At 50.5% G+C, this 12,062-nt stretch carries 10 protein-coding genes; 4 read left to right on the plus strand and 6 right to left on the minus strand.

Annotated elements, in window-relative coordinates; translation table 11 throughout:
- Nucleotides 1-65: 65 nt before the first annotated feature.
- The 5 genes from IPG22_22400 to rsmH form a co-directional block, all read right to left on the minus strand.
- Nucleotides 66-1,217 (minus strand): phospho-N-acetylmuramoyl-pentapeptide-transferase, encoded by a 1,152-nt coding sequence (locus IPG22_22400; protein MBK6591021.1) that lies wholly within the window; start codon nt 1,215-1,217, stop codon nt 66-68.
- Nucleotides 1,217-2,686 (minus strand): UDP-N-acetylmuramoyl-tripeptide--D-alanyl-D-alanine ligase, encoded by a 1,470-nt coding sequence (murF, locus tag IPG22_22405; GenBank protein MBK6591022.1) that lies wholly within the window; start codon nt 2,684-2,686, stop codon nt 1,217-1,219. Before murF ends, IPG22_22400 begins: the two co-directional genes overlap by 1 nt.
- Before the next feature lie 119 nt (nt 2,687-2,805).
- On the minus strand, nt 2,806-4,659 hold the full coding sequence (locus tag IPG22_22410) for a penicillin-binding protein 2 (protein MBK6591023.1): 1,854 nt from the start codon (nt 4,657-4,659) through the stop codon (nt 2,806-2,808).
- Nucleotides 4,660-4,747: 88 nt separating this feature from the next.
- Nucleotides 4,748-5,230: a hypothetical protein gene (locus IPG22_22415; protein MBK6591024.1), complete on the minus strand. Its 483-nt coding sequence runs from the start codon at nt 5,228-5,230 to the stop codon at nt 4,748-4,750.
- 24 nt (nt 5,231-5,254) lie between these two features.
- The gene (rsmH, locus tag IPG22_22420) at nt 5,255-6,211 is read right to left on the minus strand and encodes a 16S rRNA (cytosine(1402)-N(4))-methyltransferase RsmH (GenBank protein MBK6591025.1); all 957 of its coding nucleotides are present in this window, start codon (nt 6,209-6,211) and stop codon (nt 5,255-5,257) included.
- A gap of 327 nt (nt 6,212-6,538) precedes the next feature.
- On the opposite strand from rsmH, the gene IPG22_22425 reads away from it, so the two are divergent.
- The 4 genes from IPG22_22425 to IPG22_22440 all read left to right on the plus strand — a co-directional run bounded on the left by IPG22_22425 (nt 6,539) and on the right by IPG22_22440 (nt 10,698).
- Entirely contained in the window at nt 6,539-7,342 is an 804-nt protein-coding gene (locus IPG22_22425) for a ZIP family metal transporter (GenBank protein MBK6591026.1), read from the plus strand.
- Nucleotides 7,343-7,546: 204 nt separating this feature from the next.
- On the plus strand, nt 7,547-8,707 hold the full coding sequence (locus IPG22_22430; protein MBK6591027.1) for a helix-turn-helix transcriptional regulator: 1,161 nt from the start codon (nt 7,547-7,549) through the stop codon (nt 8,705-8,707).
- Between the two features lie 512 nt (nt 8,708-9,219).
- Entirely contained in the window at nt 9,220-9,831 is a 612-nt protein-coding gene (locus IPG22_22435; GenBank protein MBK6591028.1) for a phosphatidylserine decarboxylase family protein, read from the plus strand.
- Between the two features lie 3 nt (nt 9,832-9,834).
- Nucleotides 9,835-10,698: a CDP-alcohol phosphatidyltransferase family protein gene (locus IPG22_22440; protein ID MBK6591029.1), complete on the plus strand. Its 864-nt coding sequence runs from the start codon at nt 9,835-9,837 to the stop codon at nt 10,696-10,698.
- Here IPG22_22440 and IPG22_22445 read toward each other — a convergent pair.
- Nucleotides 10,695-12,059: an O-antigen ligase family protein gene (locus IPG22_22445; GenBank protein ID MBK6591030.1), complete on the minus strand. Its 1,365-nt coding sequence runs from the start codon at nt 12,057-12,059 to the stop codon at nt 10,695-10,697. The two genes, IPG22_22440 and IPG22_22445, sit on opposite strands and share 4 nt — an antisense overlap.
- Nucleotides 12,060-12,062: the final 3 nt, after the last annotated feature.

Raw genomic sequence — 12,062 nt, forward strand, 5'->3', positions numbered from 1 at the left:
CGCGACACGATCCAAATTCCTAACCTTCGCGTCTTTGCCCCTTCGCGACTTTGCGTTGAAATTCCTTACCTCAACTTCAAAGTCGTAAGACTCAACAAAGCAAACAAAATTGCCACGATCACAAACCTAAAGACGATCTTCGGCTCCTTCCAGCCGGTCATCTCAAAATGGTGGTGCAGCGGCGTCATTTTGAATATGCGCCGACCGGGCTGACCGCCGCGTTTCGTCAACTTGAACACCGAAACCTGCAGCATCACAGACAGTGCCTCAATAATGAAAACACCGCCGATGAACGGGAGGAGAAATTCCTGTTTGGTCAGGATTGCAACTGTTCCGAGAGCACCGCCGATCGCAAGCGACCCGACGTCTCCCATAAAGACCTCAGCGGGCGGAGCGTTGTACCAGAGAAATCCGAGACTCGCCCCGACCATTGCCCCGCAAAATACGGTTAATTCAGCGGACGCGGGATTGTGCGTTATGTCTAACCTTTCAGCCCAACGAGCATCGCTTGCAATATAGGTCAGTCCAGTTAACGCGGACATCGCAATGAAGGTAACGCTGATCGCAAGGCCATCGAGGCCGTCTGTCAGATTAACGGCATTTGACGAGCCAAGTAAGATGAACGCGATAAAAAAGAAATAGATTATCGGCCCGACCCAACTTATGCTCAGTGCCTGATTGGCTTCTGCCGTCGCTTTAATAAAGGGGATACTCAAATTCCACGGGTAATTTCCCCAAGCCCACAAAACGCCCCAAACGAGCAAGGCGGTTATCAATTGCCCCGCAAGCTTCTGCCGCCCAGTCAGCCCGAGGCTTCGTTTCTTGACGATCTTTATCCAGTCATCCGCAAAGCCAACCGCAGCAAATAACGTCGTAGCTCCCAAAGCGATCCACAAATAAAGGCTGTCCGGCCGTGCCCATAGGATCGTCGACAAAAAGACCGAGCCGATGATCAAAACGCCGCCCATTGTCGGCGTTCCGCGCTTTTCCTGATGCGACGCCGGCCCTTCTTCGCGGATCTCCTGGCCGAATTTCAGGTCAGCGAGCTTGCGAATGACCTTGCCACCCAATAGGAGCGAGATCAATAGCGAGGTGATCGCAGCCAGAGCGGTGCGAAAAGTGACATATTGAATAACGTTGAGCCCTTTGAAAATATAGGACTCACTATTTTTCCCATACTGCTGGAAAATGAATTGATATAAGAAGTAATAAAGCATTACCCGGCCGCCGTGGCCACATCCTCCAATTCAAATTTCGTGAGCAGCTTCTCAATAACTTTCTCAGTCCGCACCCCACGCGACCCCTTGACCAAAATCACATCGCCCGCAGTTACGATCTCGACCAACAGGTCGCCGGCTGTTTCCGAATCCACCGCAAACCTAACGTCAGCGAGCCCCGCGACTGTCGCCCCATCGATCATCTCGCTCGCGAGGCCGCGAACTCCGATCAAAACATCAACGCCTTTGTTAGCGATCCTCTCCCCCGTCTCGGAGTGAAGACGTTGAGCGTCCTGCCCGAGTTCAAGCATTTCACCGGCGACCACGATCTTTCGCCGCATTCCCGCTCCATCGACCAAAGTCTCAACCATCGACATCAGAGCATCCGGATTCGAATTGTATGAGTCATTGATGACCGTAAATCCAGCGGCAAAATGAAGAACCTCGCCACGTTGCGGCGGAGCCTCGACCGATTGCAAACTGTCGGCAATCTCGCTAACGCTCATCCCTAAACTGAGAGCAACCGCTGATGCTGCTAAAGCATTCAGGATGTTGTGCTTGCCGTTAAGCGGAAACACGACATCCGCTTGCTCACCTCTCACGACAAGCGTGAATCTAGTCTCACCAAAACGCTCAAACGCTATATTCTCTGCCCGAACATCCGCGACGTTTTCAATTCCGTAAGTAACTACCTTGCCCTTACTAAGCGAACTCATCGCTGCAACACGCGGATCATCCGCGTTCAAAACCGCTATACCGCCTTCTTTCATGCCTTCGACCAGTTCGGCTTTGGCTTGTGCAATTCTTTCGATCGTTCCGAGATGTTCGATGTGAACCGGCAAAACATTCAATTCAACGGCGATATCCGGCGGCGTAATTCGACAAAGCCGTGCGATCTCGTTCAGTGGGGTCGACATACCCATTTCGAGAACAGCAACATCATAGCTTTTGTCTGCCGCAAGCTTTACAACAGTCAAGGGATGCCCGAGACCGTTGTTGTAGTTCTTAATATTCCTAAGTACTCTCCGGCCGCTTGAGGACAGAACATGAGCTGTCAACTCTTTTGCAGTCGTTTTTCCCGCACTTCCGGTAATGGCGACCACTGGCTTGTCCCATTCGAGGTAAATACCATGAGCAAGCGATTGAAACGCGGCGATCACATCGTCAACGAATATCAACCGGTCCTGCAACGAGTCTAATTCGGCTCTGTGCTCTTCAAACCTGTCCTGACGAACTACACACGCCACTGCTCCTTTTTCGAGTGCCGAAGCAGCATATTTAGTAGAATCCTCAAAATCGCCATTAAATCCATTGTCGCGATACTCTGGCTGGGATAGTGCAAAGAACACATCGCCCGGCTGCACCTCACGAGAGTCGATAGCAAAAGAACCCACTTCGCTGTTCAGCAAAGCGGGGTCGAGTGCGGCCGCAGCGGCATTCATATAATCGATGGCGGTCTCAAGTTTCAAGTTCTATCCTTCCGATCAATTCCGCGAACTCGATCCTGCGAAATAGATTCGCCGTTAATCTGCTCTTCTCGGGTATTTTCTTATCTTTAGATTTCTTCAGGTCCTTTGGCTTTTCTTTTTCAGCGGGAGCCTGATCTGCCTTTTTTCGGCACGCCTGCGTCACTCTTCGTTTCAGGTGTTTTCTTCGCGACAGTATCTTTCAACGGTAGTTCAGGAATATTATCCGAAGCGATCAGGTTTTCCTGTTTGATCGGAGCGTCAGTTGGAACCTTCAATTCGTGTAAAAGCTGCTGAGCGATCTCTCGAAATACGGGAGCCGAAACCATTCCGCCATCGCGAGCACCGTTCTTTGGTTCGTCCATGATCACCGCGACGACAATCTCCGGATCGTCCGCCGGGGCCATGCCTACAAAAGTAGACATATAACGGCTCGAATCTACCCTATTTGACTTTGAGTTTACCTTCCACGCTGTTCCAGTTTTGCCAGCGGCGGTATAGCCGTTTAATTGAGCCCTTTTTCCGGTCCCCGTCAGCACGACCTGCTTCAACATCGTCCGCATATTACGCGACGTCTCCGGCGTAACTACCTGCGTTTGTTGAGGTTGCGGCAACTCTCTCACTTCACCGCCAGGCGATTTGATCGCCTTTATGATCCGCGGTTGAACGCGTATTCCGTTGTTTGCTATCGTCGCAAAAGCACTGGCCATTTGCAACGGAGACACTCCAATTTCATAGCCTATCGCCATGGATGCAAGTGAGTCTCCATTCCACTTGTCGGTTGGCTTCAAAAGTCCTGCCGTTTCCGCCGGAAGTTCGATCCCGGTCTTCGCTCCAAAACCCATCTTTTGGACCATTCCAAAGAAATCCTCTTTGCCGACACTCAGAGCAGTTTTGATCGCACACACATTACTCGAGTGAGCGAGAGCCTGCGAATACGAAACGGTTCCGACGCCGTGTGAATCAGTAAAAATGTGATTGGCGACATCGATCGTCCCGTTACCGGCACTGATCATGTCATTTGGATTAAAGAGCTTTTTCTCGAGTCCCGAGCTATAAGTAACTAGTTTGAAGACAGATCCCAGCGTGTACGCTGATTGAACGGCGTTATTAACCAAATGTCCTGAGGTTTTCGGCGTGATCGTGTTCGGATCGAATGTTGGATAGTTCGCGAGGGCAAGTATCTCCCCGGTCTTTGGGTTAATAACTACCGCGATCCCCGATTTCGCGTCAGCTTCGCGTACCCCTTTTTCCAGTTCCTGCTCGACCATGTACTGCAAGGCATAGTCGATCGTCAAATAGACATCGCCCGGAGCTTCGCGCTCAGCAACTTCCTCGTCATAAACACGCCCAAGGCGGTCACGTTCCTGGAGACTTCTGATCAGTTTACCGTGTAGGATGTCGTCCTGAGATTGCTCGATCCCTGCAACGCCATCGTCCTGATCATTACTAAAACCAACAACATGGGCCGCGATCGACTGTAGCGGATACGAGCGTTTCTGCTCATCTCTCCAGTGCAGTCCAGCAAATTTGGGGAGATCAGCTTTTCTGATGTCGGCGGAATCGAAAGATTTGTTTAATTTCTGTGAAACTTCCTCATCAAGTTTCTTGGCGATCGGAACATATCGTTTTTTAGACTCTTTCGCCTGCTGAAGCTGGGCCGCAAGTTGTCCTGCGTCCAATTTTAGGACTTTAGCAATAGATTCCGCTGCAGCACTTGTATCAGCCATCTCCGTTGGATCGGCGTAAAGGGTCTTCACTCGAAGGCTCATAGCTAATGCGCGGCTGTTTCGGTCGTAGATAGTACCGCGAAGCATTTGAGTTTGGCTTACGTTTTGCCTCATGTCCTGAGCTTTCTCCCGCAGCCATGAATGCTGGGTGACCTGCAAGTGAACAAGCCTTACGCTGATGCCGCCTATCCACAAGACAAAAAAGGCCACGACGAGCATGAATCTCGTGTAGGCCACCTGCTTCATATTTCTTTTTTTCGGACGCCGTGTAATGTTCATTTTCGTCAAAAACCTGGGAATCGTTTGCCGCTATTACTCAGTGGACGAAAGACACCTATTCGGTGGAAACATTTCTCTTGGCTTCCTTCCCCGTTTTATCGGACTTATTGAATGAGGTTGTAATGGGTTTTGCAGTAGCTGCTACAGACGCCGTTTTAACGATGAGTGGCTGATCATTCTTGGAGGGAGCCGGAACTGCTTTCGCCTGTACCGGCTCAGCAGTCTGGGAGAGAGCAGGATCCGCCATTGGATCAAATAACCCTGCCTTTTTTGCCGCTTTCTTGATCTCATTCGGCGACATCGACACTTCTTTCGCCAACAGCAGGCGGCGTTTTTCGGCCTCAAGCTGATCTATCTGCTTTCGGAGCCGGGAGTTCTTCATCCCGTAATCCATCGAAGAAAAATGCTGCGTTGCTGCAAAGAAAAAGCCGCTCGCGAGCGTCAACGTACTGACCAATATGAGTCCATAGGTCGTAAATCTCTTGGTTGAACTTGTTCGTTTGGCTGAAAGTGGCTGTTTTTCGTTTCTCTTGATCATTGGATCCTCCGGGGCACGGGCTTACTAATTCTCTAACTTACGGCACGCTCGAAGTTTTGCACTGCGTGAGCGCGAATTTCTTTCCATTTCAAACTCTGACGGCAAGATCGGCTTCCTCGTTAGGATCTCAACCTTTTTCGCCGCACCGCATATACATTGCGGGATTCTCGGTGGGCACTGGCATTTCCCCGCCAAGAGCTGAAACGCGTGTTTCACTATCCTGTCCTCAAGCGAGTGAAAGGTGATGATCGCGAGAACGCCGTTTGTTTTCAATACTTCGACGGAGTCGAAGATAAACTGTTTCAAAATATCAAGCTCGTGGTTTACAGCGATCCTCAGAGCTTGGAATGTTCGCGTTGCCGGGTGCGTCCGGTCTTTCGGGTTTGTCTTTACTGCCCTTCTGACAAGTTCAGCTAGCTCAAATGTCGTCGTTATCGGCGTGCCTGCGTCGCGTTTTTCAATTATCCAGCGAGCGATCTTTCGCGACGCCCGTTCTTCGCCGAAGTTGTAAATAATGTTCGCCAATTCCTCGTGACTCAACCGATCGATCAATTCCGCCGCTGTCTCATCATCCGAGTCCTGATCCATCCGCATGTCGAGCGGGGCGTCGAAGCGAAAACTAAAACCACGACTGTCGCTATCAAGCTGTAGTGACGAAACTCCAAGGTCGGCGAGGATGCCGTCAGGCTCGCCGAGTTTGGAAGTATTTACCACGTTGGCGATTGACGCGAAATTTGACTGGACCGGCAAAAATCTCGTCCCGAATCGCGTTAACCTTTCAACTGCAAGACTTAACGCTTCCTTGTCCTGATCGATACCAATTACTCGCGAAGTTTCCGAGACACTAAGGATGCCTTCGCTGTGGCCCCCGAGCCCGAGCGTAGCGTCAACAAAAAGTCCACCTTCCTCCGCGTTGAGAATAGCGACACACTCATCGAGCAGGACTGACTGGTGAATGCTTTCCGTTTCAGCCTGAGACATATTCAAAGATCTGAGGTCGACCTACTACTGACCGACGGTAGCGTCCGAAAATTTTTGCGTAGAAATCCCCTACACTGCGACGATGTCCAGTGCTTAAGCCCTTAAACAAGTATTTTAGATTTTCCGTTTTGGCTCCGGGTTTTAAACCGGCTTTAAGCAAATACTCAAGCATTTTATGCCTATATTTCGGGCATTGTCAAGAGAATATTTCTTAATCATTCTTAATCATCTATTTAAGCGGGTTTCTATTGATCGGAACGAAACTCGGTCCCTTTTGTATTTAAGCTTTTGGGTGGGATAGGATATTGGAGGCCTGAGAAAATTGTAATGAGCCAACTAGCCATCCAACTCCTGATATTCGGGCTGCTCGCAGCGTGCGCAAATGTGTTTGGGGGGCTGATCCTATTTCCATCAAGCCTTCACGGATTTTATAAAAGGTTCCTGAAATATCTCCTTGCTCTTGGAGCCGGCTTCATGCTGGCGGTCACGTTCATCGAGATCGTGCCGGAAACAATAAATATTTGGCAAAAGAAGGGCGACGGCAGTCTCTACCTGCCGATGCTGCTGCTTTTAGCGGGGTACATGCTCACGCAGTTTTTTGAACACACGATAGCCCCGCATTTCCATCTCGGCGGTGAGATGCATTGCGACGAGCATAATCACGAATTGATATCTCCAAAAACCGCCTACACAGCCATCACGGGCCTATTGATCCACACCTTTTTTGACGGAGTCTCGATCGCTGCCGCCTCACAGATCGATCTGCAGGTTGGGCTGTTGGTCTTCATCGCGGTCTTTCTCCATAAATTTCCTGAAGGATTCACTATTGGTTCAATGGTGATGGCGGCCGGCAAAGGATTTAAGCAAGTCATGATCGCAACGAGCCTCGTGGGATTGACCACGCTGAGCGGCGTTATGCTGTTCTTCCTGGTCGGATCCTACGCCGAAAACGCCGTCGCCTACGCTCTCCCACTCGCAGGAGGAGTAACTCTCTACGTAGCCGCCAGCGACCTCATCCCGGAAGTAAACCACCACGCCGGCAAAAACCCGCTGGTCTCGATCTCGGTCTTTGCCGGCGTCGCGATCTTTTTTGGGACGCAGTACCTTCTCCACAGCTTTGCTGGACACTAGAATTCTCGATTTTTGTCTTTCAGAGGATCGGCCGTCTAAATTCATCAATTCGCTAACAAATACAAAGCGTCACCCATTTGGGTGACGACACAAATGGGGAAGTAGAGGAATATAGAGATTCCAAAGTTTCTCCCACACTCATTTTCGCATTAGTATATATTGCTCAGAAGCTCGAAATCGATTTGAGAGTTTCGTGGTGGCTGTATGCCCAAAATATCCGAACAGAGTATCTTCAAGATAGTCGGCTTAATGTATGACATAACTCAACATACCGCTCCAGGGTCGTGGATCGATGTTTATAACGAAATGGCAGACCTTTTCGGTTCAGGACCTGGCGGATTCGCGGCGTTCGATCAGAGAAATAATTCATTCTCGGTCTTGGAAGGCACGATAGAGCAGACATTCCTTGACGAGTATTCAAACTACTACCAGCACCAGAGTCCGCTTCGTCCGGGCATCGTTGCCCTTCGGCCGGGAGAACGGTTTAATCGGCAAGAAATTATCGACGATAAGACCTTTCGCAAACTTCAGATCTATCAGGATTTCTATCGCCGTCAGGGTGTTTTTCATTTGGAATCGCGGGTTTTCCTTCATCATGCTGAATCATACGCCGGCGTATCATTTTCCCGGCCAGACCGCAGATCCAATTTCTCGCAGAGCGAATTGCTTGCGATGACGTATCTGATGCCGCACCTCGCCCGATCATTTAAGTTGTACTTTAATCTGCTGGAGGTTCACCGTCACAACCAGGTAATTTCGGATGCTTTCGACCGGATACCGCAAGGCGTTCTGGTTGTAGACAGTCATCGGAAACCAGTATTTGTTAACGCTCGAGCCTCAGAAATGCTGATGAAAGGAGATGGACTCAAGCTCGACGGTAAAGGAGTCCTCGAGGCATCGACAAATGACCGAACCTTTCATAGGCTGATCGCCCAGATATTCGACCGTCAAACTCATGAGTTTGATCGTTTCGGGGGTGTTGTTACGGTTGAGCGTCCGGGCGGATCGCGGGCACTCGAATTAATGATCTCGCCTTTCACCAACGAAGGTTTCCGCACTATCGGCTCAGATCGCCTCGCGATCATCTTTGTAACCGATCCCGAAGCAAAAACGGTCGATGTCGCAGAACTGCTGATAGAGATTTACGGCCTGACTCCCGCCGAGGCAAAACTAGCGCATAAGCTCGCCGAAGGAATGTCTTTTGCGGAAGCGTGTGAGGAGATGTCCATCAGCAGCAACACGGGTCGAACCCACCTGAAACGGGTATTCTCAAAAACCAACACTAATCGCCAATCGGCCCTCATAAAGCTTATCCTAACCGGACCGGCAAATATTCGCCGAAGTATCGAGAAAGTCTCTGGCTAAGCCGTTGGCGGTATGCCATATTCCACGGAACTAATGCTATTTTGGAACGATCAGCAGCAAACCAAGGTCATCCTCTACTTAGGCCCTTTTTCACGTTGGTGTTTCTGTACCCATTAAGTCCGGCTTTTCTGGTACATTTTTGAAACTAAACGACAATTTGGGGCGTATATTCAAACGGAGGCACTTTGGTGATATGCGAGAACCTTTGTTAGCAGGCATTCTTAGTTTACTGATTCCCGGACTCGGCCAGATTTATAACGGAAGAATTATTATTGGAATAATTTGGCTAGTACTGACCGGTTTTTCGTGGATCGGTTCGGCGGGTTTATTTGGATGGGTTATCCACTTATTTGCCGCTTGGTGTGCCTACAGTTACGCAAAGGATTTTCCCGTAAGAAGCTAAAGTTTCTTCATACGATCCTCCTCTTCGCCCGGTGTTTGCCGACACCGGGCTTTTTCTTTTCTGATTTCGGTAATCCGGTCGAATTGTGTAGTATTGAGCATTGCTTTTTATGGTTAAAGAGGGCATTCCTTTTATTGCGATCCCCGTCGTTCTGGCGGTGATCTTTGGCGCGTTGTCGTTTTGGCCGGTAGCTGTAGCCTTCATTCTCCTCGCTTTGTTCATGCTGTATTTCTTTCGGGATCCAAAACGTGAGATCCCGGCCGGTGACGGTTTAATAATATCGTCAGCGGATGGCCGCGTGACCCGGATCGAATCCAACGAAGACACTAAACTCGTCAGTGTATTTCTTTCGCCTCTCGACGTGCATATCAACCGCTCTCCAATTACCGGAAAGGTCAAAGAGATCAATTACGTAGCCGGCAAGAAAATGCCCGCAACCCGAGACGAGGCGAGTCTTGTGAATGAGCGTAACTCGCTCGTCATCGAGGGCGAAAATGTTACCGTTACTTGCACTCAAATTGCGGGAATTCTTGCCCGCCGAATTGTCTGTTGGCCAAAAGCAGGTGATAATCTTGAACGAGGTCAGAAATTCGGCCTGATCAAGTTCGGTTCGCGAACTGACATCCTTATGCCTGCGTCTGTCGAGATAGCTGTAACCGTCGGCGACAGGGTGCGAGGCGGCGAGACGATCATCGCCCGTGTCGGCAGCGAGAAAAACTAACCTGTGGAAGAAAAAGAAGATTCACGGCCGCCTCACCGCGGCATCAAAAAAGGCCTCTACGTTATCCCGACCCTTTTCACGGCAGCCAATGTCGCAATGGGTTATATGGCCGTTTTATGGTCGATCCGCGGGTATCAAGCCGCGACCATAAGCCCCGAGCTTGCAGCAAGCTACTTCAACAGTGCGGGCCTTGCTATTGGCCTGGCTATCCTTTTTGACACTGTCGACGGACGTGTGGCACGGGCTACAAGAACGGCGACTGAGATCGGGGTTCAGTTTGATTCACTTGCCGACGTATTAACGTTTGGTATCGCTCCTACTGCTCTTATATACGCGTGGGCGATCGCTCCTTCCTTCCCAGAGCAAACATTCGGATACAATCTCGGAGTATTTTTACTATTCGCGTACCTTATGTGCGGAGCGTTCCGACTGGCTCGCTTTAATCTGCAGGCTACGCGGCCACACGTACTTATCGAAGGTGCGGTTAAGGTCGACAAGAAGGCATTCGTCGGCCTTCCGATCCCACCGGCCGGTGGGCTGCTTGCAGCTCTCGTACATTTTTCGCCGACTCCGTTCAACTCATTCGGCGAGCCCGCTTCTGCCTATTACGCTTACTCTCTGATGGGTCTTGTAGCCGTACTCTCGATCTTGATGGTCGGGACGATCCGTTACACGAGCATGAAAACCGCAGGCTCGGGCCGACAAGGGTTTTATCTTGTACTTGCGATCGCTGCTATGGCGATGTTCATCTTTTTCTATTCAAAATACGCTTTGCTCGCTATCGCCGGAGTTTATGTTGTCCACGGCGTTATTTGGTGGATCTTCAGGTTGATCGGCAGGCTCTTTCGAACGGAAGCCGCAGCCTAGTCTCGTAACTTCTGCTGAATGGGCGTCACGCTTGCAGAGCGGCGGCGTTTTGATTTTGGAGTGTCGTATTCGTCCACATCGTCGTCATAATCGCGTCCGCTAGCCACCAGAATACTCATCAGCGTTAAAAACATCACGGATACCGCGGTAATGTGGAGCACGAAGTCAAAGAGGCTGTGAACGAGGATCGCGAAGCATCCGGCAAAAGCGCCAACCGCAGTTCCACGCCGAAATTGATTCGAAACGGCCGCGTTCCTTATGCCTTCGCGGAAAAACCAAAACAGAAATAGCCCTCCGATCACAGCCCCGACCAGTCCGGCATCAGCCACGATCTGGAGGTAGTCGTTGTGGGACTGCTCCACCCTCTCATATCCGCCTGAAGGGTCGTACGCCGTGTATGCCTGCGGAAACGCCCCCAAACCGGCTCCAAAGGGCAAGTTCGACGCGATAACCTTCAGTGTGACGCTCCAGATTTGGGAACGGCTGGATGTAACATCATCCGAGGCGGCCGTCTCCGAGAATCTGGTTAAGGATGTGTCTCCCCCAACAAAGACCGCTCCGGCAACCGCAGCGAAAATGAGTGCAAGTGAAAGTGCTGCTTTTAGAACGAGGTTCTTTGTGCCCTGAGCCTTGCTCGTCAGGATGATCAAAAGAATGATCTCAGCGATCAGAGCCACTAGGCCGCCGCGTGAACCGCTGAGCAAAAGAGCCGCTCCCATCAAAGCTATCGCTACAATGTACAAGAGCCGTTTGTCGCTCCTCAATGAGCCGGCAAATATTAGCCCTAGTGGAAGTGCTATCGTCATTTCAATGATCGCCGCAAAATCATGCCGGTTAACGAACGAACCGAACGGTACGCCAGCCGCTGGCTGATAGATCCCGAAGATCTTATCCGGACTCAGCACGGACTGGAGAATCGCAAAGAATGCGTATCCGAAACCAAAGATAGTCAGAACAGAAACGAACCGCCGTACCCTTGCAGCGGAATCAAGAACGGACAACGCTACTAAAAAGAACGTGGAGAGAGCGAAAATATGAAGAGCTACAACCCGCGTTGCAAACGGCTCGATCGAAAGCGTACGAGAGGTTCCAGAAACGGCCGCAGGAGCCGTCAAGCTACCGAATGGAACAACCTGTATGAGCGCATAAACGCCCAGCAGAATCAATGGGATCTGCAGCCTGGTGCGGCTGACCTTCATTACTCCGCTAAACACTGCATCAGCTATCAAAATGAGCGCAAGAGCTGCGGTGACCAGATAAAACAATGCGATCACCGGTTGATGAACCGTGCCGTAGGCAAGCGTCGTCAAAATACCAACCGCACAGATCAGAAAATAAGCGATTTTGTTCAGACGCGACATTAT

It is taken from the genome of Acidobacteriota bacterium (assembly GCA_016703965.1).
GTDB lineage: Bacteria > Acidobacteriota > Blastocatellia > Pyrinomonadales > Pyrinomonadaceae > OLB17.

Bases quoted from the DNA above. Each gene is read 5' to 3' on its own strand.
- IPG22_22400 (MBK6591021.1), bottom strand. From the start codon at position 1,217: ATGCTTTATTACTTCTTATATCAATTCATTTTCCAGCAGTATGGGAAA.
- IPG22_22410 (MBK6591023.1), bottom strand. From the start codon at position 4,659: ATGAAGCAGGTGGCCTACACGAGATTCATGCTCGTCGTGGCCTTTTTT.
- IPG22_22415 (MBK6591024.1), bottom strand. From the start codon at position 5,230: ATGATCAAGAGAAACGAAAAACAGCCACTTTCAGCCAAACGAACAAGT.
- rsmH (MBK6591025.1), bottom strand. From the start codon at position 6,211: ATGTCTCAGGCTGAAACGGAAAGCATTCACCAGTCAGTCCTGCTCGAT.
- IPG22_22425 (MBK6591026.1), top strand. From the start codon at position 6,539: ATGAGCCAACTAGCCATCCAACTCCTGATATTCGGGCTGCTCGCAGCG.
- IPG22_22430 (MBK6591027.1), top strand. From the start codon at position 7,547: ATGCCCAAAATATCCGAACAGAGTATCTTCAAGATAGTCGGCTTAATG.
- IPG22_22435 (MBK6591028.1), top strand. From the start codon at position 9,220: ATGGTTAAAGAGGGCATTCCTTTTATTGCGATCCCCGTCGTTCTGGCG.
- IPG22_22445 (MBK6591030.1), bottom strand. From the start codon at position 12,059: ATGTCGCGTCTGAACAAAATCGCTTATTTTCTGATCTGTGCGGTTGGT.